Annotated in this window: 21 protein-coding genes and 1 tRNA gene; 9 read left to right on the top strand and 13 right to left on the bottom strand. The window is 62.7% G+C overall.

Annotation, left to right across the window (positions count from 1 at the left end):
• Positions 1 to 16 precede the first annotated feature (16 nt).
• Positions 17 to 496: an outer membrane lipoprotein gene (locus PCE31106_RS18200; protein WP_017231513.1), complete on the top strand. Its 480-nt coding sequence runs from the start codon at positions 17 to 19 to the stop codon at positions 494 to 496.
• Positions 497 to 610: 114 nt separating this feature from the next.
• Here PCE31106_RS18200 and PCE31106_RS18205 read toward each other — a convergent pair whose 3' ends face one another.
• The 3 genes from PCE31106_RS18205 to PCE31106_RS18215 all read right to left on the bottom strand — a co-directional run bounded on the left by PCE31106_RS18205 (position 611) and on the right by PCE31106_RS18215 (position 3,026).
• The gene (locus tag PCE31106_RS18205; RefSeq protein WP_150564258.1) at positions 611 to 1,177 is read right to left on the bottom strand and encodes a histone H1-like DNA-binding protein; all 567 of its coding nucleotides are present in this window, start codon (positions 1,175 to 1,177) and stop codon (positions 611 to 613) included.
• 28 nt (positions 1,178 to 1,205) lie between these two features.
• Complete coding sequence (locus PCE31106_RS18210) at positions 1,206 to 1,508, bottom strand: hypothetical protein (protein ID WP_150550492.1); 303 nt, start codon at positions 1,506 to 1,508, stop codon at positions 1,206 to 1,208.
• 375 nt (positions 1,509 to 1,883) lie between these two features.
• Positions 1,884 to 3,026, bottom strand: coding sequence for a ribonucleotide-diphosphate reductase subunit beta (locus PCE31106_RS18215; RefSeq protein ID WP_150564259.1), 1,143 nt, complete (start codon positions 3,024 to 3,026; stop codon positions 1,884 to 1,886).
• A gap of 544 nt (positions 3,027 to 3,570) precedes the next feature.
• Here PCE31106_RS18215 and PCE31106_RS18220 point away from each other — a divergent pair.
• Positions 3,571 to 4,533, top strand: a complete 963-nt coding sequence (locus PCE31106_RS18220) for an aldose epimerase family protein (protein WP_174975280.1) — start codon at positions 3,571 to 3,573, stop codon at positions 4,531 to 4,533.
• 62 nt (positions 4,534 to 4,595) lie between these two features.
• On the opposite strand, the gene PCE31106_RS18225 is transcribed toward PCE31106_RS18220, so the two are convergent.
• From PCE31106_RS18225 to PCE31106_RS18245, 5 genes are all read right to left on the bottom strand, one after another.
• Positions 4,596 to 7,550: a ribonucleoside-diphosphate reductase subunit alpha gene (locus tag PCE31106_RS18225; RefSeq protein ID WP_017234722.1), complete on the bottom strand. Its 2,955-nt coding sequence runs from the start codon at positions 7,548 to 7,550 to the stop codon at positions 4,596 to 4,598.
• 374 nt (positions 7,551 to 7,924) lie between these two features.
• Positions 7,925 to 8,524 carry a 1,6-anhydro-N-acetylmuramyl-L-alanine amidase AmpD gene (gene ampD / locus PCE31106_RS18230; RefSeq protein WP_150564261.1) on the bottom strand — a complete coding sequence of 200 codons (600 nt, stop codon included), beginning with the start codon at positions 8,522 to 8,524 and terminating at the stop codon, positions 7,925 to 7,927.
• Between the two features lie 460 nt (positions 8,525 to 8,984).
• Positions 8,985 to 9,497, bottom strand: coding sequence for a DUF1269 domain-containing protein (locus tag PCE31106_RS18235; protein ID WP_026132105.1), 513 nt, complete (start codon positions 9,495 to 9,497; stop codon positions 8,985 to 8,987).
• 178 nt (positions 9,498 to 9,675) lie between these two features.
• Positions 9,676 to 9,954: a PP0621 family protein gene (locus tag PCE31106_RS18240; RefSeq protein ID WP_150564262.1), complete on the bottom strand. Its 279-nt coding sequence runs from the start codon at positions 9,952 to 9,954 to the stop codon at positions 9,676 to 9,678.
• A gap of 6 nt (positions 9,955 to 9,960) precedes the next feature.
• Positions 9,961 to 10,845 (bottom strand): cytochrome C assembly family protein, encoded by an 885-nt coding sequence (locus PCE31106_RS18245; RefSeq protein ID WP_017234727.1) that lies wholly within the window; start codon positions 10,843 to 10,845, stop codon positions 9,961 to 9,963.
• A 113-nt stretch (positions 10,846 to 10,958) separates the two neighbouring features.
• Here PCE31106_RS18245 and ffh point away from each other — a divergent pair, with 113 nt between their 5' ends.
• Together ffh and PCE31106_RS18255 are read left to right on the top strand one after the other, a co-directional pair.
• Positions 10,959 to 12,323 carry a signal recognition particle protein gene (gene ffh / locus PCE31106_RS18250; protein WP_017234728.1) on the top strand — a complete coding sequence of 455 codons (1,365 nt, stop codon included), beginning with the start codon at positions 10,959 to 10,961 and terminating at the stop codon, positions 12,321 to 12,323.
• 109 nt (positions 12,324 to 12,432) lie between these two features.
• A complete protein-coding gene (locus PCE31106_RS18255; protein ID WP_017234729.1) occupies positions 12,433 to 12,981 on the top strand; it encodes a hypoxanthine-guanine phosphoribosyltransferase in 549 nt (182 codons plus the stop codon).
• A 119-nt stretch (positions 12,982 to 13,100) separates the two neighbouring features.
• On the opposite strand, the gene PCE31106_RS18260 is transcribed toward PCE31106_RS18255, so the two are convergent.
• The gene (locus tag PCE31106_RS18260; protein ID WP_150564263.1) at positions 13,101 to 14,840 is read right to left on the bottom strand and encodes a proline--tRNA ligase; all 1,740 of its coding nucleotides are present in this window, start codon (positions 14,838 to 14,840) and stop codon (positions 13,101 to 13,103) included.
• Positions 14,841 to 15,053: 213 nt separating this feature from the next.
• Between PCE31106_RS18260 and PCE31106_RS18270 the strand changes: the two genes are divergently transcribed.
• Positions 15,054 to 15,704, top strand: a complete 651-nt coding sequence (locus tag PCE31106_RS18270; protein WP_017234731.1) for an RNA pyrophosphohydrolase — start codon at positions 15,054 to 15,056, stop codon at positions 15,702 to 15,704.
• A gap of 142 nt (positions 15,705 to 15,846) precedes the next feature.
• Positions 15,847 to 16,425: a CNP1-like family protein gene (locus PCE31106_RS18275; protein WP_150564264.1), complete on the top strand. Its 579-nt coding sequence runs from the start codon at positions 15,847 to 15,849 to the stop codon at positions 16,423 to 16,425.
• Positions 16,426 to 16,543: 118 nt separating this feature from the next.
• Here PCE31106_RS18275 and proB read toward each other — a convergent pair whose 3' ends face one another.
• The 4 genes from proB to rplU form a co-directional block, all read right to left on the bottom strand.
• Positions 16,544 to 17,677: a glutamate 5-kinase gene (gene proB, locus PCE31106_RS18280; protein ID WP_150564265.1), complete on the bottom strand. Its 1,134-nt coding sequence runs from the start codon at positions 17,675 to 17,677 to the stop codon at positions 16,544 to 16,546.
• A gap of 112 nt (positions 17,678 to 17,789) precedes the next feature.
• A complete protein-coding gene (gene cgtA, locus PCE31106_RS18285; RefSeq protein ID WP_017234734.1) occupies positions 17,790 to 18,920 on the bottom strand; it encodes an Obg family GTPase CgtA in 1,131 nt (376 codons plus the stop codon).
• Positions 18,921 to 19,071: 151 nt separating this feature from the next.
• Positions 19,072 to 19,332, bottom strand: a complete 261-nt coding sequence (rpmA, locus tag PCE31106_RS18290; protein ID WP_017234735.1) for a 50S ribosomal protein L27 — start codon at positions 19,330 to 19,332, stop codon at positions 19,072 to 19,074.
• Positions 19,333 to 19,360: 28 nt separating this feature from the next.
• Entirely contained in the window at positions 19,361 to 19,672 is a 312-nt protein-coding gene (gene rplU / locus PCE31106_RS18295; protein WP_010803930.1) for a 50S ribosomal protein L21, read from the bottom strand.
• Between the two features lie 328 nt (positions 19,673 to 20,000).
• Between rplU and PCE31106_RS18300 the strand changes: the two genes are divergently transcribed.
• From PCE31106_RS18300 to PCE31106_RS18310, 3 genes are all read left to right on the top strand, one after another.
• Positions 20,001 to 20,930 carry a polyprenyl synthetase family protein gene (locus PCE31106_RS18300; RefSeq protein ID WP_254441172.1) on the top strand — a complete coding sequence of 310 codons (930 nt, stop codon included), beginning with the start codon at positions 20,001 to 20,003 and terminating at the stop codon, positions 20,928 to 20,930.
• A 23-nt stretch (positions 20,931 to 20,953) separates the two neighbouring features.
• Positions 20,954 to 21,030: transfer RNA gene (locus PCE31106_RS18305), tRNA-Pro, on the top strand.
• 239 nt (positions 21,031 to 21,269) lie between these two features.
• Positions 21,270 to 22,562: an HlyC/CorC family transporter gene (locus PCE31106_RS18310; protein WP_026132106.1), complete on the top strand. Its 1,293-nt coding sequence runs from the start codon at positions 21,270 to 21,272 to the stop codon at positions 22,560 to 22,562.
• Positions 22,563 to 22,624: the final 62 nt, after the last annotated feature.

Raw genomic sequence — 22,624 nt, forward strand, 5'->3', positions numbered from 1 at the left:
CAGGATAAACACAACGATGGCACGACTGACCACACCCTTCCTTATTCTCACCGCCGCAGCGTCGCTCTCCCTGTCCGCCTGCACGGCGTTCGGTCCGAGCAATTCCGCGAGTGTCTACAACAGCCGCCAAGCGCAACGCGAGCAGGTTGTGCGCATGGGCACCGTCGAATCGGTGCGCCCGGTCACGATCGATAGCAGCAACGGCGATCCGGGGATTCTCGGCGTGGTGGGCGGCGGTGCGCTGGGCGCCGTCGGCGGCAGCGCCATTGGTGGCGGTCGCGGCTCGATCGCGACGGGCATCATCGGCGGTCTGTTGGGTGCGGTTGCGGGGCAAGCCGTCGAAAACCGCATGAGCAAGAAGGCGGGCCTGGAGATTACCGTGCGACTCGACAACGGCGAGCTGCGCGCCATCACACAGGATGCGGACGAAGCATTCCAGCCGGGTCAGCGCGTGCGTCTGCTCTCGAGCGGCGGCGTCACGCGCGTGACGCACTAAGGCCGCATGAAAAAACCCGCTGCGACGATCACTCATCACAGCGGGTTTCGGATCGAGTAGGCCTACTCGATCAAAAGACACCTAAGTGCCTTGGTTCCTGCTTCGGCACTCGAATTACGGACGGCTGCCGGTCGGGAACGGCCATGCCGCTGCCGGATTCAGCGCCGTCTTCGGTGCTGCTGCCGGTGCTGCAGCCGGGGCCGCAGCAGGCTTGGCGGCGACCTTCTTGACGGCCGGCTTCTTCGCCGCCGCAGCAGGCTTCTTCGCCGCCGGCTTCTTCGCCGCAACCTTCTTCACGGCAGCCTTCTTCGCAGCCGGCTTCTTGGCGGCAACCTTCTTCACTGCTGCCTTCTTCGCAGCCGGCTTCTTGGCGGCAACCTTCTTCACTGCTGCCTTCTTGGCGACCGGCTTCTTGGCGGCAACCTTCTTCACCGCTGCCTTCTTGGCGACCGGCTTCTTGGCGGCAACCTTCTTCACCGCAACCTTCTTGGCTGCCGGCTTCTTGGCGGCGACCTTCTTCGCTGCCGGCTTTTTGGCGGCGACAGCCTTCTTCGCTACCGGCTTCTTGGCGGCAACAGCCTTCTTCGCGACAGGCTTCTTGGCGGCGGCAGCCTTCTTCGCTACCGGCTTCTTGGCAACAGCCTTCTTGGCTGCGGGTTTTTTCTTAGCAGTAGTAGCCATCACTTTGCTCCTTAACGTGAGAGATCACTCAAACAAAACCACCTGAGAAGGAAACCCGACCACCATGCGGCGAACCGCCGGCGAGCGGGCTATTCATCGGCGTACGCATCGGACTTCGACGGCTTACGCTAATGAATTCGGCGCTGCGCGCATGACGCTGACCGTGAGTGGTCACGCGCGCAAAAAAATTGCCGGCGACATTGCCGCCAGCAATTCGATTGTCTTGAGAAAGGGGATTCGCCAGATTCTTCGGGGGGTAGCTTGCCTGTCCCGTCATCGGGAGGGAGGAGATTGCGATAGCGGATAAGCGATACTGCTTGCTATGCACCAAGGTTTTTACGCTCCGTAACTACCAGCTCTCTGTCGCGGGAGGAAAGCAATGTGCTTTCGTGTGTTCATCGAGACTGCAATTTATTTGAGCGAATCATAATTCTTTTGTGATGCGATGTTAATACTTTGCGCGTAAAAAATCGCACAACGTTCGCAACGAAGAAGTCAATCTGTTGTATTTGATGCACATGGCGTTCGCATGTCGACGCGTGCGAAGCGAGCGTAACGACGTGCGAGTGAGGATGATGTGCATGACGCGCACAGTCTCGTCGACTTGTTTTGCTGGCGCTCACGCGCGCCACGCGCGCTCACACCATCCTCTCGAAACCCGCATGGATACTGGCTTTGCAGCCAGCATCCAAATTTCACTTCCTGCTTAGTCCCAGCTCAGCGCGCCACCGGTCTGGTATTCGATCACTCGCGTTTCGAAGAAGTTGCGCTCCTTCTTCAGATCGATCATCTCGCTCATCCACGGGAACGGATTTTCTTCGTTCGGATAGAGCGCCTCGAGACCAATTTGGGAACAGCGACGGTTCGCGATGAAGCGCAGATAGCTCTTGAACATGCCCGCGTTCAGGCCGAGCACGCCGCGCGGCATCGTATCTTCAGCGTAGCGATACTCCAGCTCGACCGCTTTCTTGAACAGCTCGCGAATCTCTTCGCGGAACTCCGGCGTCCAGAGGTTCGGGTTTTCCAGCTTCACCTGGTTGATCAGATCGATGCCGAAGTTGCAGTGCATCGACTCGTCGCGCAGGATGTATTGATATTGCTCTGCAGCACCGGTCATCTTGTTCTGCCGACCCAGCGCGAGAATCTGCGTGAAGCCGACGTAGAAGAACAGCCCTTCCATGATGCAGGCGAACACGATGAGCGAGCGCAGCAGCTTCTGGTCGGCTTCCTGCGTGCCGGTCTGGAACGACGGATCCGCCACCACTTCGATGAACGGGAGCAGGAATTCGTCCTTGTCGCGAATCGACGGCACTTCGTGATACGCGTTGAAGATCTCGCCTTCGTCCAACCCCAGGCTCTCGACGATGTACTGATAGGCGTGCGTGTGGATCGCCTCTTCGAAGGCCTGACGCAGCAGGAACTGGCGGCACTCCGGTGCGGTGATGTGGCGATACGTGCCGAGCACGATGTTGTTCGCCGCGAGCGAGTCGGCCGTCACGAAGAAGCCGAGATTGCGCTTGATGATGCGGCGCTCGTCCTCGGTCAGACCGTTCGGATCTTTCCACAGGGCGATGTCGCGCGACATGTTGATTTCCTGCGGCATCCAGTGGTTCGCGCAACCGGCCAGATACTTCTCCCAGGCCCACTTGTACTTGAAGGGCACCAGTTGATTCACATCCGTCGTGCCGTTGATCACGCGCTTGTCGGAGGCGCTCACGCGACGCGTCGACTGCGAGGCGATCACAGTCGGGGTTTCCCCTTGCGTGCCCAGCACGTTCGACGCGGCAACCGGAGCCGCGGTGGGGGCAGCCGATTTGGCCGCGGTGGTGTCTTCTTCCCAGTTCAGCATAGGGTCTCAGTCCGTTCAGGTTGATGCGATGCACACACGCGCGCACATCGCCGAAGTGACAGATCAGCCGTTCGCGTGCGAAGGCTGACGAAAAATTTGCGATCCGGCGGCCGGCAAGCGATCACCGGGAGCACGAAGTCCACCGGGAGCATTGCCATATTTCGGGGGTGATGCAGATGCGCAATTGCGCAGTTTTGAACAACAACGCCGACGCGAGAGCTGCAACAACATCCTGACCTCCCGACGTCGAATGGAATGCCTCCAATTTAGCACAATTACGTCACTCGTTCCAGCATGCAACACTATATCTAGTGCCGCACTGCACGATGACCACTATACCTAGTGTTTAGCAACATCTCCCGAGTGCCGGGCGGCCGGGCTTGCGGGACCGGCATCTTGCCATGAAACGGCGCCGCGCGACAGCGCTGATGGTGCGTCGAGGGGGAGCGCTGCGTCACATTGGCGTATCCTGTCGCGACGGCGAACCGGAACGACAGATTCCGGCGCACGCCACTTCTGAACGTCGATGAAGGAGATACCGACGATGACATTCCCAGGCGCCGACGGCGCACCGGCGTCAGCCGGTTCGTCAGGCCCGACACCGCTCACGCTCACCCCCGGCAAACCGATCCGCCTCGCGGCGGGCGCGCTCGTGGCCGAGGTTCAACCGGGCTGCGGGGCGCGGCTCGCACGACTGGCTCGGCGCGACACGCACGGTGACGTTTTCGACTACCTTGTGCCGCTCGGCAACGACCCGTTCTCGTCGGACGAATGGCCGAAGGCCGGCGCCTTTCCGATGCTGCCGTATACCAACATGCTGCGCGACGACACGCTGCACTGGCGCGAGCGCGCGATCGTCGCTCGCGAGACGCCGGCCGCATCGAGTTCGCTGCACGGCTGGGGGCTGCGTCGCGCGTGGGATGTCGTCGACGAGAGCCCGCACTGTTGCGTGCTCCAACTCGACAGTCCCGCGCAACCCGAATGGCCGTGGCACTACCAGGCGTATCTCTCGGTGACGCTCGACGCACTCGGCGTCGACATGCAACTGTCGATCACCAATCTCTCGACGCAGGACATGCCCGCCGGGCTCGGGCTACATCCCTACTTTCAGTGGCCTGCCGGCTCGCGCCTGACGTTCGAAGCGGAGGCGATCTGGCGTTCGCCGTCGGAGGACATCCGATGGCCGAGCGAGCAACGCGTGCACGTCGGCGAGATCGAGGTCGTGTCTGTCGGCGGCGGACTCGATACCGAGGGGCGGTCCACCTGGTTCGCCGAAGCGCCGGTCGAGTCGGGGCGATTCGACGCGCGCCTCGACTACGCCGGCGGCCTGCGCTCGGCCACGGTGCGCAGCAGCGACGCCAGCTGGCTCGTGGTGCACTCTCCCGCCGGACGCCCCTACCTCTGCCTGGAACCGTCGACGCATCGGGTCGGCGCGTTCGACGACGATCACGTAGTCGTGGCGCACGGGGAAACGCTCGATCTGTCGATGCGTATCGATCTGGCCTGAGGACTAGGCGACAGGCGTGTCGCCTCAACATCTCGGCCCCCAATCTCACCGCAAGCGCAAGCTTATTGGCAAGCCTCGCACTCGTCGAAGCCCGGATCGCCCGGACGCATCGTGCACACCGCGCCTTCAGCGTCCGGCATCGGCTGAGCCAGCGGCGAGGACGGCTCGGCCGAGAAGCTTCCGCCCGGCGTCACGCCCCCCGAGCTCACCGCATTCAGCGCGCCGTGGCTCACCGTCGACTTCTCGACGTGCGTCGCGGCCATCGTACGCAGGTAGTACGTGGTCTTCAGGCCACGCGTCCAGGCCAGCTTGTACGTCTCGTCGAGCTTCTTGCCCGAAGCGCCCGCCATGTAGATGTTGAGCGACTGCGCCTGATCGATCCACTTCTGACGACGCGACGCCGCTTCGACCAGCCACTTCGGCTCGACTTCGAACGCCGTGGCATAGATCTCGCGCAGGTCGGCCGGCACGCGGTCGATACGGGCGAGCGAGCCGTCGAAGTACTTCAGGTCGGCGACCATCACTTCGTCCCACAGGCCGCGCGCCTTCAGGTCACGCACCAGATACTCGTTGGCCACCGTGAATTCGCCCGAGAGGTTCGACTTCACATACAGGTTCTGGAACGTCGGCTCGATACAGGCCGAGACGCCGATGATGTTCGAGATCGTGGCGGTCGGGGCGATCGCCACGCAGTTCGAATTGCGCATGCCGTGCGCAGCGATGTGCTTGCGCAGGCTGTCCCAGTCGAGCGTGGCCGACATATCGACCTCGATATAACCACCACGCGCTTCGGCCAGCAACGCCAGCGAATCCTGCGGCAGGATGCCGCGATCCCACAGCGAGCCCTTGTACGACGAGTACTGACCGCGTTCCTTGGCCAGCTCCGACGACGCCCAGTAGGCGTAGTAGCACACGGCTTCCATCGAACGGTCGGCAAATTCGACGGCGGCATTCGAGGCATAGGGCGTGCGCAGCAGGTGCAGGCAGTCCTGGAAGCCCATGATGCCCATGCCCACCGGACGGTGATGCAGGTTCGAATTGCGTGCCTTCGCCACCGCGTAGTAGTTGATGTCGATGACGTTGTCGAGCATGCGCATCGCCACGCGTACGGTGCGTTGCAGCTTGTCGTGATCGAGTTCGTAACCGTTCGCGGTCTGCTTCATGTGAGCCACGAGGTTGACCGAGCCGAGGTTGCACACCGCGATTTCGGTCTCGCTCGTGTTGAGCGTGATTTCCGTGCACAGGTTCGACGAGTGCACCACGCCCACATGTTGCTGCGGCGAGCGGATGTTGCACGGATCCTTGAATGTGATCCACGGATGGCCGGTTTCGAACAACATGCCCAGCATCTTGCGCCAAAGCGCTTGCGCCGGCACCTTCTTGAACAGCTTGATTTCGCCTCGCGCGGCCTTGTCTTCGTAGGCGGTGTAAGCCTGCTCGAATGCCTTGCCGTACTTGTCGTGCAGGTCCGGGCAGGTGGCCGGCGAGAACAGCGTCCACTCGGCGCCTTCCATCACGCGCTTCATGAACAGATCGGGAATCCAGTTCGCCGTGTTCATGTCGTGCGTACGGCGGCGGTCGTCGCCCGTGTTCTTGCGCAGCTCGAGGAATTCCTCGATGTCCAGGTGCCACGTTTCCAGGTAGGCGCACACCGCGCCCTTGCGCTTGCCGCCCTGGTTCACGGCCACGGCCGTGTCGTTGACCACCTTCAGGAACGGCACCACCCCCTGGCTCTTGCCGTTCGTGCCTTTGATGTGCGAGCCGAGCGCGCGAACCTGCGTCCAGTCGTTGCCCAGACCACCGGCAAACTTCGAGAGCAGTGCATTTTCCTTGAGGGCTTCGTAGATGCCTTCCAGATCGTCCGAGACCGTCGTCAGGTAGCACGACGAGAGTTGCGAGCGACGCGTGCCCGAGTTGAACAGCGTCGGCGTCGAACTCATGAAGTCGAAGCTCGACAGAATCTGGTAGAACTCGATCGCACGCGCTTCGCGCTCGACTTCATTGAGCGCCAGCCCCATCGCCACGCGCATATAGAACGCCTGCGGCATTTCGATGCGGTGACCGTCGATATGCAGGAAGTAGCGATCGTAGAGCGTCTGCAGGCCCAGATAGTTGAACTGCAGATCGCGCGATGCGTCGAGCGCGGCGCTCAGCTTGGCCAGGTCGAACGAGAGCAGTTGCTCGTCGAGCAGTTCGGCGTCGACACCCTGCTTGATGAAGCGCGGGAAGTACTCGATGTAGCGCGCGGCCATTTCGCCCTGCGGCACTTCTTCGCCGAGGATCTCGCGGCGGATCGTGTGCATCAGAATTCGCGCCGTGACCTGGCTGTACGCCGGTTCCTTCTCGATGAGGGTGCGCGAGGCGAGGATCGCCGAGTCGTAGACCTGCGACAGCGGCACGCCGTCGTACAGGTTCTTGAGGGTCTCGGTCACGATCGGCTCGGCCACGACTTCGTCGCCGAGATTTTCGCAGGCAGCCTGCACCACGCCGCGCAACACCGACATATCGAGCGTACGCACCACGCCGTTGTCGGTGACATTGAGCACCGGGCCATCGGGCGTAGCCGCTTCTTGCGTGGTCTCGACCGCGTGGGCGCGCTCTTGCGAACGCTTCTCGCGGTACAGCACGTAGGCGCGCGCCACGTTGTGCTCGCCTTCACGCATCAACGCGAGTTCGACCTGATCCTGGATGTCTTCGATGTGGAACGTGCCGCCATTCGGGCGGCTGCGCATCAGGGCGCGCACGACGTGCCCCGTCAACTGCTCCACGAGTTCGCGTACGCGGGCCGACGCCGCGCCCTGGCCGCCGTTCACGGCGAGGAACGCCTTGGTCACGGCGATGGCGATCTTCGACGGCTCGAAACCCACCACCGCGCCGTTGCGTCGAATCACTTTGAAGTCGGCGTTGGTCGCCGGCTCGAAGGCGCCCGTCGTCTGGGGCGCCGACGCACCCGCACCATTGCCGGAAGTCGCGGCAGGCGTCGGGGTCGGGCGGGTGAGGTTTTCGTTAGTCTGCATGTAAAAACTCCCGTTCCAATGAGATGGTGCTGTTAGCGCGTTCTTACCAGGTTACGGCCGGCAAAAATGCGCCCTAGGGACGCCGATGGAGCGAAGTGCTGGATACCGCACGACCGACGGACGGCCAAGGGTTCAGGTGTCCGCTGCACGGCTTTGCTGCTGTGCCGCCCCGCAAAAACGCCGCAGGAAAAGCACGGTATTGATGGCGATTGCATCCTGTGCCGAACCTGACATCAACCACTAGATGTAGTGGTCGGCACCGGAATTTTCACTAAGTATAGTGGAGATGACGCACTCCGCAAACCCAAAAATTTCTCTCGCCGGGAAGGCCCGTGGCATCGCCGTGTCAAGCAAAACCTGTCCCCGGATGGGGATTAGTCGGCCGGCTGAAACGGCAATGTCTGGGGGCTCAGCGCCGCCATCCGACGCAATCGCGGCCACTCGAAGTACGGTCCCGGATCCGTCTTGCGTCCCGGTGCGATATCGGCATGTCCGACCACCGCTTGAATCGGATAATGCTCACGCAACGTTCGCGTGAGCGCCGCCAGCGTGACGTACTGCGCTGCCGCATAGGGCACGTCGTCGGTGCCCTCGAGCTCCACGCCGATCGAAAAATCGTTGCACCGCGTTCGCCCTTCGAACGACGACGCCCCCGCGTGCCAGGCCCGCGCGTTGCACGACACGAACTGCTGCAACGCACCATCACGTCGTACCAGGAAGTGCGACGAGACCCGCACACCGCGGATCTCATCGAAGAAGGGATGCGCATCGTGATCGAGCCGGTTCTGGAAGAACGCGGCGATCTCGCCGCCCCCGAATTGTCCTGGCGGCAACGAAATGTTGTGCACCACGAGCAGGTCGGTCGGCGTGCCCGCCGGACGCCCATCGAAGTTGGGTGACGGCAGTCGCTCGGCTTCGCGTATCCAGCCGTCGGCATCGAGCGTGAGCATCGGGACATGGGTCGGCGCGCTCATGCGTCACCTCGCCGCAGCAAGGCACGCGTCGTGACGCGATGACACGACCGGAGCGCAGTGTTGGCGCACGCGAATGACTGGGACATGACGGGCACAGCGGGCTCCCGTAGAGCGAGGGGCGCCATTGTAGCCCACTTGGCGTGACGCCGTCGGCGGCATGCCCGGCGCGGGCAACGCTCAGCCCGTTCACGGGTGGGCGGCGCTTCGTCAACCGTCGTCATGCGGTGAAAGGGGATGCCCAATGAAGAAGCCTCCCGCCTTGCCTGGCCGAGAGGCTTCTGTAGGCGTGACCACGCCCAGGGATGATGTCGCTCGCGTGTCGATCGACACGCTCACCATCCCGCGCCGCTCACAGGTGCGACGCTTTGGACCGTTTCCGGCCGGTGACACTGATCGTCTTCGCCAACGCTGTCATCGCTTTCGATACGGTGCCCTCGCTTATTGCCATGATCGCCATCGATCAAGGAAAGGCAGGAATGGCGGATTCCACCCCTTCCATGTGCGCTTCGGGGTGATGGGCCTTGAGCATCTCGCGAATCTCATCGACGCGACCGTCGCGCACATCCACCATCAGCAGAATCATGCCGCGCTCGAGCGGCTCACGAAACGTCTTGAGTCGCGAGTTCGGCACCGAAACGCCGATCATGCTCGACACCCAGGCGCCAAAGAGCGCACCGAGCGGTGCCGTCACAATCATCAACTCCCACTGGGGACGTGTGCCCACGATGGGGAAAAACGCGGCGACTGCACCGACTGCCAGACCACAGAACCCGCCGATGACGAGCCCGGCTTCGGCGCCGTGCACGATATCGGAAGTCTGTAGCAGGTTAGCCTCGTGCAGTCCCTCCAGGTCCATTTCGTCACGTGCCATAAAGTGGATGTGACGCTCCTCCACCCGGGCGAGCAGTAAATCGCTCATCGTGCGCTGGGCACTCGCCAGATCGGGAAGCAGAAAATACATCCGTCTGCGCATTAGCATATTGCGCCCTCCTGTCGTCGCGCCCCTCGATGATTATTCTATTTGTGAGCGGGGCCGGTTACTGTGTTTTAGTGCATGCAGCAGGCATGCGCAAGCCGGCACGTACAAGTGCCACGGCGCGAAGGACGGGAGAACGGGATCATCGCTGCGCAGCGTGGCCGCGCAGCGCGACTCAGATGCGGTGTTCGCGCATCCGATAGGCGTCGCGGTGTTCACCGCTGCAAAAATGCTGGCCGCCCGCGCCAGCGACGGATTCACTCTCGGGAAGGTAGGTATCGCACTCGCTGCATCGCACCATGCGCTCGGCGGGCGGCAGCGCCTGACGCGCCGACGTGCGCGCATCGTTTGCGCCTGGCGGGCGCATGCGCTCGGTATTGCGCTTGCGCTCGTTGCTTCGCATCCACCACGTGCCAACGATCAGGAGCACCAGTAACAACAGGATATTGCGCATCGCGCTTCAAGTCTCCGTCATGCGATGCAGCACCACCTCAAGCACGAAGCGAGAACCGACATACGCCAACAACAGCGCCACGAACGACGCCAGAACCCAACGCAGCGCGACCTTGCCGCGCCACCCATAAAAATGCCGTCCCAGCAGCACCGCGCCGAACATCAGCCACGACACCCCCGCGAACACGGTCTTGTGATCGATGCGCACCGCGCGCCCGAACAGCGCCTCGGAGAACATCACGCCGGAGATCAACGTCAGGGTCAGCAGCACGAACCCGGCGCCGATCAGCCGGAACAACAACTTTTCCATCGTGAGCAGCGGCGGCAGCGTCTCAAGCCAGTGCGCCAGCCAGCCGGTCGTCTCGCCGCGTCGCGACGGATGCAGTTGCCGCTCGGCGTAGAGCATCAGCAGTGCGTGCAGCGCCGCCAGCGCGAACAGCCCGTAGGCCATGTTGGCGATGATGAAGTGCGCCTTGAAAATCGGTTCCGCCGCGAAGCCGAGAATGCGTACATCCGGAAAAATCATCGGCAGCACACAGGTCACCGCGGCCACGGGGGTGACCATCAGCCGCAGGCTGTCCAGCGGAAAGAAGAAACTCTCGATCCAGTAGATGCCGACCGAGAGCCACAGCATGGCCGAGAGCATGTACGCGAAACCGAAGTGCATACTGTCCGAGCGGAAGATCGTTTGATGCAGCAACACCCCGTGCAGCACGAGCGTGACGAACAGCGAAAGCTGCATCGGCCAGCGCGACGGCGTGCCCGCGACCGGCGCAGGCGCGACCTGCCCGCCCGCCAGTGCGAGCGCAGCGTTGCGTCGGTATCCTTGCCACGAACAAACCGCCAATCCGGCATAGAGGATGGCGGTCAGCGCATACAGTAAAATAGTCATGTTTGAAGTTTACACCAGCCCATGACGGGCGCGCTGCCGTCCCCGCCACCGCCCCCTCCGGGGCCGAACGGCAGGGCGAACGGGGCCGCTGCAGGTCTTACAGGATACGTTTCATGCTCGACAATCTCACTACGCGCCTCGCCAAGGTCGTCAAGACGCTGCGCGGCGAAGCCCGCCTGACCGAGGCCAACACGCAGGAAATGCTGCGTGAAGTGCGTCTCGCGCTGCTCGAGGCCGACGTCGCCCTGCCCGTGGTGCGCGATTTCGTCGCCAAGGTCAAGGAAAAGGCGCTCGGCGAGGAAGTCATTTCCAGCCTCTCGCCGGGCCAGGCGCTTGTCGGCGTGGTGCAACGCGAACTGACCGCGCTCATGGGCGGCGACTACGAAGGCCGCGCCGCCGAACTCAATCTCGCGACCACGCCGCCCGCCATCATCCTGATGGCCGGTCTGCAGGGCGCCGGCAAGACCACCACCGTCGGCAAGCTCGCCAAGCTGCTGCGCGCGCAGAAAAAGAAGGTCCTTACGGTCTCCACCGACGTCTATCGCCCCGCCGCGATTGCCCAGTTGGAAACGGTGACGAAGCAGGTCGACGCCGACTTCTTCCCGTCGCAACCCGATCAGAAGCCGGTGGACATCGCCCGTGCGGCCGTCGACTGGGCGCGACGCCATCACCATGACGTGCTGCTCGTCGACACGGCCGGCCGTCTGGGCATCGACGAAGCGATGATGCAGGAAATCAGCGCCCTGCATGCCGAGCTCAAACCGATCGAAACGCTGTTCGTCGTCGACGCCATGCTCGGCCAGGACGCCGTCAACACGGCCCGCGCCTTCAACGACGCGCTGCCGCTCACCGGCGTGGTGCTCACCAAACTCGACGGCGACTCGCGCGGCGGCGCGGCGCTGTCGGTGCGTCACATCACCGGCAAGCCGATCAAGTTCGTCGGTGTGGGCGAAAAACTCGACGGCCTTGAGGTCTTCTACCCGGATCGCATGGCGAACCGGATTCTCGGCATGGGCGACATTCTCGCGCTCGTCGAGGAAGCGCAACGCGGCGTCGACGTTCAGGCCGCGCAAAAGCTCGCCGAGAAGGTCAAGAAGGGCGGTGACTTCGACCTGAACGACTTCAAGGCGCAAATCGGCCAGATGAAGAACATGGGGGGCCTGTCGTCGCTCATGGACAAGCTCCCCGCGCAATTCCAGGCCGCCGCCAGCCAGACCAATATGGATCAGGCCGAGAAGCAGGTGCGCCGCATGGAGGGCATCATCAACGCGATGACGCCGTCCGAGCGCGCCAAGCCGGAATTGATCAAGGCGAGCCGCAAGCGCCGCATCGCCGCCGGTGCGGGCGTTCAGGTGCAGGAGGTCAATCGCATGCTCAATCAGTACGACCAGATGCGCACCATGATGAAGAAGCTCAAGGGCGGCGGCATGATGAAGATGATGCGCAGCATGAAAGGCATGATGCCCGGTATGCGCTGAACGGATCCGATGCCCGGTTGCCCCCCGTCACGCGGGCGGGCATTCCGTATATACTCCGGGCCGCACATAGCGACATCTCCCCGCAACACGTTCCCCAGGGTCGCCCCATATGAACCGCGAAGAAGCCCTCGAAGTTTTCCGTAATTCCGAAGAGATCGTCTCGGCCGACGAGGTGAGCCAATCCGTCGACACGATGGCCAAGGCCATCAAGGCGGCCGTTGGCGACGAATTCCCGATGGTGCTCTCGGTCATGGGCGGTGCGGCCGTCTTCACCGGCATGCTGCTGCCGCGCCTGGACTTCCCGCTGGAGTTCGACTACATCCACCTCTCGCGCTACAACAACACCACGACAGGCGGCGCGATGCAATGGCGCGTGGCGCCGCGCGACTCGGTGCGCGATCGCGTGGTGCTCGTGCTCGACGACATTCTCGACGAAGGCGCCACCATGGCAGCGATTCGCGATCGGATCCTGGAGATGGGCGCCTCGAAGTTCTACAGCGCCGTGCTGTGCGAGAAGATCCTGACGAAGGACAAGCCCTCGCATCCGGATTTCTGTGGCTTTACGGTGCCAGACCGCTACGTCTTTGGCTGCGGCATGGATGCCAAGGGCTACTGGCGCAACCTGCCGGCGATCCGCGCCTTGACCACGCCGCGCTGAACGCCGCCAGCGGGACAACGTTCCGTATCCACCATGCGACAAAGCGACAAAGGGGCCTGCGAGGCCCCTTTGTCGTTTGGGTGCGCCGGCGAGCCCTCGCCCACCGGCATGACACCTGATCAGATCGCCTTGGCGGCGCGCACCTTATCGACGACGACATCCGCCACGGCGGCGACGTCGAGCAACTGCGCTTGTGCGTCGCGGCGGCCCTGATACTCGAGCTTGCCTTCCTTCAGCCCCCGGTCACCGATCACCACGCGATGCGGCACGCCGATCAGCTCCCAATCCGCGAACATCACGCCGGGACGCTCACCACGGTCGTCGAGAATCACGTCGACGCCCGCAGCCACCAGGTCGTCATAGAGCTTATCGGCCGTCGCACGCACGGCGTCGCTGCGGTCATAGCCCATCGGGCACAGCACGACTTCGAACGGCGCAATCGATTCCGGCCAGATGATGCCGCGATCGTCGAAGTTCTGTTCGATGGCCGCGCCAAGAATTCGCGTGATGCCAATGCCATAGCAGCCCATTTCCATCGGCGCAGGCTTGCCGGTCTCGTCGAGGAAGGTGGCATTCATGGCATCCGAATACTTGGTCCCCAACTGGAACACGTGCCCCACTTCGATGCCACGGCACAGGGCAATCTCGCCCTTGCCATCCGGCGACATGTCGCCAGGCACGACGTTGCGCAGATCGGCCACGACTTCCGGCTCGGGCAGATCGCGCCCCCAGTTCACACCGGTGATATGGAAGTCGACCTCGTTCGCGCCAACCACGAAGTCGCTCATCTTTGCGACCGTGCGATCGACCACGAGCTTGACCGGCTGCTTCGTACCGATGGGGCCCAGGTAGCCCGGCGGTGTGCCGAACCGATCGACGATCTCGGCCTCGCTCGCGAAGCGGAAGCCCGCCAGTCCCGGCACCTTGCTCGCCTTGATCTCGTTCAGTTCGTGATCGCCGCGCAGCAACAGCAGCCAGACCGTCGTGCCGGCCTCTTCGCTGTCGGTGGCAAGCACAATCGACTTGACCGTGCGCGCCAGCGGGATCGAGAGCAGTTCCGCGACGGCTTCGCACTTGGCCTTGCCCGGTGTGGCCGTCTTGGCCAGCGCCTCGGCGGGCGCGGCGCGCTCGCCCTGCGGGGCAAGCGCCTCGGCCATTTCGACGTTGGCCGCATAGTCGGACGCCGGGCAGTAGGCAATGGCGTCTTCACCGGTATCGGCGATCACGTGGAATTCGTGCGAGCCGGACCCGCCAATCGAGCCGTTGTCGGCCACCACGGCGCGAAACGCCAGCCCCAGACGCGTGAAGATGCGCACATAGGCGTCGAACATCTTCTGATAGGAAACCTGCAGGCCGGCACGGTCCTTATCGAAGGAGTAGGCGTCCTTCATGATGAACTCGCGCCCGCGCATCACGCCGAAACGCGGACGAATCTCGTCGCGGAACTTCGCCTGTACCTGATAGAAGTTCACCGGCAGTTGGCGATAGCTCTTGATCTCGCGGCGCGCGATGTCCGTCACCACTTCCTCGTGGGTCGGACCGACGACGAAATCGCGGTCGTGGCGATCCTTCAGTCGCAGCAATTCCGGACCGTACTGCTTCCAGCGCCCCGACTCCTGCCACAGTTCGGCGGGCTGGACGGCGGGCATAAGCAGTTCAAGCGCGCCGGCACGGTTCATTTCTTCGCGGACGATGGCTTCAACCTTGCGGATCGAGCGCAGGCCGATCGGCAGGTAATCATAGATACCGCCGGCCACGCGGCGAATCATGCCGGCGCGCATCATCAGCTTGTGGCTGACGATCTCGGCGTCGGCGGGCGCTTCCTTGAGGGTGCCGATGAAGAAACGAGAGGCTTTCATGCAGATTTCCGGGAAAAATGAGGGTCAACGGCGCGCACAGCGGTTCGGGGTGTTGCCGGGAACGGGGCCGGGGCACGCCCCGACGTCGCGACGGCGCCCAAGACACCCGCCGGCCGTACGCGCCGCCCCGGTCACCCGAGCCGCCGCCGGCCGCCGCGCCGGTGATTATCTGTTTATAATCGAAGCAATTTTAAAGGATTCAAGGGTGGTTGTATGCTTGACCGTGAAGGCTTTCGCCCGAACGTCGGCATCATCCTCTTAAACGCACGCAATGAAGTGTTCTGGGGCAAGCGGCTGGGCGAGCACTCCTGGCAGTTCCCGCAAGGCGGCATCAAGTACGGCGAAACGCCCGAACAAGCCATGTTCCGAGAATTGCACGAAGAAACCGGGCTAAAGCCAGAACACGTCAAAATCATCGGTCGCACGCGCGACTGGCTGCGTTATGAGGTGCCGGACAAATTCATCAAGCGCGAAGTGCGCGGACATTACCGGGGCCAGAAGCAAATCTGGTTCCTGCTGCGCATGGTCGGTCGCGACTGCGATATCTGCCTGCGCGCGACCGAGCATCCGGAGTTCGATGCTTGGCGCTGGAACGAATATTGGGTGCCGCTCGACGCCGTGATCGAGTTCAAGCGCGAGGTCTACCAACTCGCGCTGAACGAGCTCTCGCGCTATCTGCGACGCTCGGCGGCGCGCGCGCAGCAGGATCGGCGACGCTTTCCGCGCGCCGGGGCCCGTGTCGGCGAATTGCCGCCGGGCGCGAGCATTGCGGATGACGACACCTGCGACGGCGGCAGTTGTGTCGACGAGGCCAGCGAAATGGCAGGTGCCGCCAGTGTCGGCACACCGCCTCGGGAGCACTGAACCGGGCCGCCGCCGGCGTGTCCCATCATCGGTCGCGGGCATCATGCCCGCGCCTTCCTTTTGACCTGGCATCCTCCGGGATGCCGCGCGGATCGTCCGCTATCGTTGATCCGCCGCCCAACCGACTTCTCGATCCCATTCCATGCGTCTTTCCCTCGCTCGCCGCGCCCCGCGCCTGACCGCCCTGGCCCCTTTGGCCGCACTGGCGCTGATGACCGCCTGTAGCGGCATGATGCAGCCCGTCCAGGACTACGACGAATACATCGCCCAGCAGGAAGCCTCCAAGGGCAAGTGGAAGGAAGCTGAATTCACCCTGCCGGCGAAAGCCCCGCAAGACGCCGATCTCGTGAGCTTCCCCACCCTGCCGAGCGCCACCCTCGACTACGCCATCGACACGAAGTCGGTGCAGGTGACGGACGACGGTGTAGTCCGCTACGTTGCCGTGATCCGCAGCAAGCAAGGGGCGCGCAACGTCTCGTTCGAAGGCATTCATTGCTCGTCGTTCGAGTCGCGTCTGTACGCAACGGGCCGACCGGATGGCACATGGGTTGCGGCGCGCAACAGCGAATGGCGTCCGATTCGTCCGTATGGTGCAACCGCCTATCAGGGCATCCTGTTCCGCGACTATCTCTGCCGGGACAAGGCCCCATTGGGTGACGCCAAGGAAATCGTGCAGAACCTGCGCTACCCGAAGTTCGATCAAAACCAGAACTATCGTTAAGCCGCCGACGCACGGTCGATAACGATTGACCGTCGAGATGAAAAACGCCGGCCACGCAGTTCAAATGCGTGCCGGCGTTTTGTCTGTCAGGCGCGAGGCCATCGCCCCGCCGTGCGGCTCAGCGCAAGATCAGATTGTCGCGATGGATCAGCTCGGGCTCGTTCGCAAAGCCCAGCACCTGCTCGATGTCGCTGCTCGGGTGACGCCGAATCAGACGCGCCTCCGAGGCGCTGTAATTCGACAGCCCGCGCGCGACTTCAAGGCCGCCCTCGTCCACGCAGGCAATCACTTCGCCGCGAGCAAACGTGCCTTCGACATCGATCACACCGATCGGCAGCAGGCTCTTGCCCTCTTGCGTCAGCTTCTTGCACGCGCCCGCATCGATCACCACGCGACCGCGCACCTGCAAATGATCGGCCATCCATTGCTTGCGGGCGGTGAGCACGGCCGTGCGCGCGACCAACTGCGTGCCGATGGCCTCGCCGCTCGCCAGACGCACAAGCACGTCGTCCTCGCGCCCCGACGCGATCACGGTATGCGCGCCGCTGGTCGCTGCGCGTTTGGCCGCCAGGATTTTCGTCAGCATGCCGCCGCGTCCGATATTGGTGCCCGCGCCACCGGCCATCGCTTCGAGACGCTCGTCACCCGCATCGGCCTCGTGGACGAACTCGGCCTTGGGGTCCTTGCGCGGATCGGCCGTGTACAGGCCCGACTGATCGGTCAGGATGACCAGTGCGTCGCCGTCGATCAGATTCGTCACGAGTGCGCCCAACGTGTCGTTATCGCCGAACTTGATTTCGTCGGTCACGACCGTGTCGTTCTCGTTGATGATCGGCACCACACCCAGACGGAGCAATGTGAGCAAGGTCGTTCGCGCGTTCAGATAGCGTTCGCGGTCGGCCAGATCGGCGTGCGTGAGCAGAATCTGCGCGGTGCGCACGCCGTGCTCGGCGAAGCGCGTCTCATAGACCTGCGCGAGGCCCATTTGTCCCACGGCCGCCGCCGCCTGTAATTCGTCGATGGCGGTCGGACGGCGCGCCCAGCCGAGGCGCTGCATGCCCTCGGCAATGGCACCCGAGCTGACGAGCACCACCTGCTTTGGCGGACGACCATCGCCACCATGCCGCAGCGCGGCGATCTGTTGTGCCCATCGCGCAATCGCGACATCGTCCAGCCCGCGACCGTCGTTGGTCACGAGACTGGATCCCACTTTCACCACGAGCCGCTTGGCATCGGCGATGACCGAACGCATGGAACTGGATTCTCCTGCGATTGTATTGGGAAGTCGGCGCTATCGCAGCCGGATCGCTGGCATTGGCGCGATGACAGGCAGCGCCATCGCCAGCGTTTGAGTGAGACGGAGTTTACGCCTTTGGCGCGTCGTCCGGGGGCGTCTGCGGGGCGACGTCGGCCGCCGGGGCGGCACTGCCCGCGCGAAAACGCGGATCCTGCGCAGCGTCTTCCATCGCTTCTTCCACGGCACCGCGTTGTTGATACAAATACTCTTGCACGGCCAGACACAGCTTCTCGCAACCTTCGCCGGTCAAGGCGGAAATCTCGAACGTCGGGCCGTCCCAGGCGAAACGCTTCTGGAAGTCGGCAACGCGCTCGGCGCGTTCCGCTTCCGGCACCATGTCGACCTTGTTGAGCACCAGCCAACGCGGCTTCTGGAACAGTTCCTCGTCGTACTTCTGGAGCTCAAGGATGATGGCCTTGGCATCCGCCACCGGATCGACACCCTCGTCGAACGGCGCAATGTCCACGATGTGTAGCAACAGGCCCGTGCGTTGCAAGTGACGCAGGAACTGGTGACCGAGGCCGGCCCCATCGGCGGCGCCTTCGATCAGGCCGGGAATATCCGCAATCACGAAGCTCTTGCCCGGCGCGGTGCGCACGACCCCCAGATTGGGGTGCAGCGTCGTGAACGGATAATCGGCGATCTTCGGGCGCGCGTTCGACACCGAAGCGATGAACGTCGACTTGCCCGCGTTGGGCATGCCGAGCAGACCGACGTCTGCGAGCACCTTCAGCTCGAGCTGGAGCATGCGACGCTCGCCCGGCTTGCCGTCCGTCTTCTGACGGGGCGCGCGGTTCGTGCTCGACTTGAAATGGAGGTTGCCCAGACCGCCCGCGCCCCCTTGGGCGAGCACGACTTCCTGACCGTGTTCGGTCAGGTCGGCAATGGTCTCGCCGGTGTCCATGTCGCTGATGATGGTGCCGACCGGCATGCGCAGGTAGACATCCTCGCCCCCCTTGCCATAGCAATCTGCGCCTCGACCGGATTCCCCGTGCTTTGCGAGGTGTTTCCGCGCGTAGCGGTAATCGATCAGGGTGTTGATATTGCGATCCGCCACGGCAAACACGCTGCCGCCGCGACCGCCGTCGCCGCCGTCGGGTCCGCCGAACGGCACGAATTTCTCGCGGCGCATCGATGCCGAGCCGTTGCCGCCGTTCCCGGCGATCACCTCGATACGCGCTGCGTCAATGAATTTCATGGGGGTCCGTTCCGCTCAATCGACCGTCCGCAGACGATCCTAACACTGTGTAATGGCCCGACCGACGCGCAAAATGCTCGCCGCGCTCCGGCGGGAAAAACAAAAAAGGCTCCGCATGGGAGCGGAGCCTTTTGGTGGCAAAAGGCTTAGCTTACGCTGCCGGCACCACGCTAACCACTTGCTTCTTCGCTGCGCCCTTGATGGCGAATTGCACATGGCCGTCGGCCAGTGCAAACAGCGTGTGGTCCTTACCAATACCGACATTTTCGCCGGCATGCATACGAGTACCACGTTGGCGAACGATGATGCCGCCAGCCAGGATCGCCTGACCGCCGTACACCTTCACGCCGAGGCGCTTCGACTCTGAATCGCGGCCGTTACGGGACGATCCGCCTGCTTTTTTGTGTGCCATGACTTAACTCCTTACCTAGCTCGATCGATTAGCCGTTGATGCTGTCGATACGCAGCTCGGTGTAGTTTTGGCGATGGCCTTGACGCTTTTGGTAGTGCTTGCGACGGCGCATCTTGAAAATCTTCACCTTGGGGTGACGACCCTGGGCGATAACGGTAGCCTTGACGGAAGCCCCACTGACCAACGGCGCACCGAACTTAATCGATTCGCCCTCGCCTACGGCGAGAACCTGGTCGATGGTGATTTCAGCGCCAATGTCAGCCGGTATCTGTTCTACTTTAAGTTTTTCGCCAGCAGCAACCTTATATTGCTTGCCGCCGGTTTTTATGACCGCGTACATTGTTGAACCTCACTCATAAACAAGAGAATTTTCCGCGCAGGCCGAGGGTCCCGAAAGGACTCGACTTACCAGCCCATCGCACCGCCGCAGACCGTCATACCTAGGTATTCTCGGACTTGTCGCAACGAATGCGCGCACGAAAAGCGGGAATTATACAGACTTTCTCCTTTTGCGTCAAAGACTTCCGTGAAACCTGTCAAACCGCGGGGCTGGTCCCCGAAAGTCGCCGCGCCCACTATATAATTTGGGGCGAAATTTTCCTCACCCGAGCCTTGTCTTGACTGCTTCGACTTCTTCCCAGAACGTACTGGCCGCCATCGCCGACGACATGCGTGCCGTCGACCAGCTTATCCGCCACCGGCTGGCCTCCGAGGTGGTCCTGATCAATCAGATCTCGGAATACATCATCAATTCGGGCGGCAAACGGCTGCGCCCGGCGTTGCTGCTGCTCGTGTCCGGTGCGCTTGGCGTGAGCTCACCGCATCGCTTCGAGTTGGCGGCGGTCATCGAGTTCATTCATACCTCGACACTGCTTCACGACGACGTCGTCGACGAATCCGACCTGCGTCGCGGCAAGCAAACGGCGAATGCGCTGTTCGGCAACGCGGCTTCGGTATTGGTGGGCGACTTCCTGTATTCACGCTCCTTCGAAATGATGGTGAGCGTGGACAACATGCGCGTGATGCAAATTCTCGCGCGCGCCACCAACGTGATTGCCGAAGGCGAAGTGTTGCAGTTGCTGAACATGCACGACCCGGACGTCGACGAAGCGCGCTATCTGCAGGTCATCCAGTACAAGACGGCCACGCTATTCGAAGCGGCAACGCAACTCGCTGCCGTGCTCGCCAACGCCGACGCGCAAACCGAAGCAGCCGTGCGCGAATACGGCGGACGTCTCGGCACCGCATTCCAGTTGATGGACGATTGGCTCGACTACGCAGGCGACACCGACGCGATGGGCAAGAACGCCGGCGACGATCTGCGCGAGGGCAAGCCGACGCTGCCGCTCATTCACGTGCTGCAACATGGCACCGACGACGAGCGCGCACTCGTGCGTGAAGCCATCGAGAATGGCGGCACCGACAAGTTCGCACCGATCCTCGCCGCGATCACGCGCACGGGCGCGCTCGATTACACGCTGGCACGTGCCAAGGAAGAAGCCGACGCTGCGGCACAAACAATTTCAGCGCTACCCTCTTCCCAATACAAAAATAGCCTGCTAGAATTGTGTTCTTACTCGATAGCGCGACGCACTTAACGGCGAAGTAGCAGTATCGAAAGCGGGGTGTAGCTTAGCCTGGTAGAGCGCTACGTTCGGGACGTAGAGGCCGGAGGTTCGAATCCTCTCACCCCGACCAGAATTACCTTTGCTTGCGAGCAAAGCAAAAAACCGCCGGACGTGTCCGGCGGTTTTTTTATGCCTGTTGCACGCGTCATCGACGCATCATCGCGATGCGTCCAGGCATCGAATCGCTTGGCGTCCAACGCATCAGGCTTGTACAGCGCACCCGGTGCCCAACGCGGCCGACCGCCGCATCCCCTCTGCTATAGTGGCAACTCATTGCCACCCGCCCGTGCCATTTGCGCACCCAAACGCTTGGAAGCCCTACCCTTGTGGGCGCAGATTTGCGCCGTCGCCCTCCTGATCATCTGCTCGGGATTCTTTTCCATTTCCGAAACGAGCATGATGGCGCTCAACCGCCATCGCCTGAAACACCTCGTCCGGATGAACGCGCACGGTGCCAGGACAACGCAAGGCCTGCTCGCTCGCACCGAAGACCTGCTCTCGACGATTCTCGTCGGCAATAACGTCATCAATACCGTCGTCCCCGTGCTCACCACGTCGATCGCGGTGCGCTACTTTGGCAACGACGCAATCACGCTCTCGGTCGCAACGGCACTCATCGCGCTGCTCATCATCATCTTTGCCGAGATCGGGCCGAAGATCGTCGGTGCGACGTATCCCGAACGCATTGCTCTGCCGACGAGCCGATTGCTCAAGCCGATCGTGACGCTGGCCGCGCCGCTCGTGTGGGTGCTCAACGGCTTCGTGCGCGGCATGCTGCGCGTGCTGCGCATCGACACACGTCGCGCAGCCGGCGAAGTTCGTCTCACGACGGAAGAACTGCGCACCATCGTGCTCGAGGCCAGCAACTACATGCCGACCAAGCCGCGCAGTGTGCTGCTCAATCTGCTCGATCTCGAAAACATCGCGGTCGACGACGTGATGGTGCCGCGCGCGCGCATCGAGGCACTCGACATCTCGGCACCGCTCGACACGCTGCTCTCGCAGCTCGCGACCTGCTATCACAACAAGCTGCCGGTCTACGACGGCGACATCGATCGCGTCATCGGCATTCTGCCGGTGCGCCGCACGCTGGCCGCCCTGCAACACCCGGACGATCTCTCGGCCGACACGTTGCGCGCGTTGCTCGTCGAGCCGTATTTCATCCCGAGCGACACGCCCGCGTTGCGGCAACTGCAGTATTTCCAGGAGAACCATCGGCGCATCGGGCTGGTCGTCAACGAATACGGCGAAGTCGAAGGACTGCTCACCACCGAGGACATCATCGAGGAACTCATCGGCGAGTTCACGACGAGCATGCCGGGTACGGGGGGGAGCCGGTCAGGCTGGACCTCGGATGACGATTGCCTGGTCAGCGGCGGCGTAGGGCTGCGCGACCTGAATCGCCGGCTGAACCTGCATTTGCCGACCGACGGTCCGAAGACGCTCAATGGTTTGATCCTCGAAGTGCTGCGCGAGATTCCCGAGGCCACCGTCAGCCTCGAGATCAGCGGCGTTCGCATGGAAATCGTGCAAATCGACAATCAGGCGATCAAAATGGTGCGCCTGTTCAAGCCGGGCACACGAACGCCGTCGCAGGATTGAGTCGCCGTCGTTCACTGCACGTGACACCCGCCCATTTTTCGGGCAATTCCGATTGAGCCGCT

The sequence above is a fragment of the Pandoraea cepalis genome (assembly GCF_902459665.1).
Lineage (GTDB): Bacteria > Pseudomonadota > Gammaproteobacteria > Burkholderiales > Burkholderiaceae > Pandoraea > Pandoraea cepalis.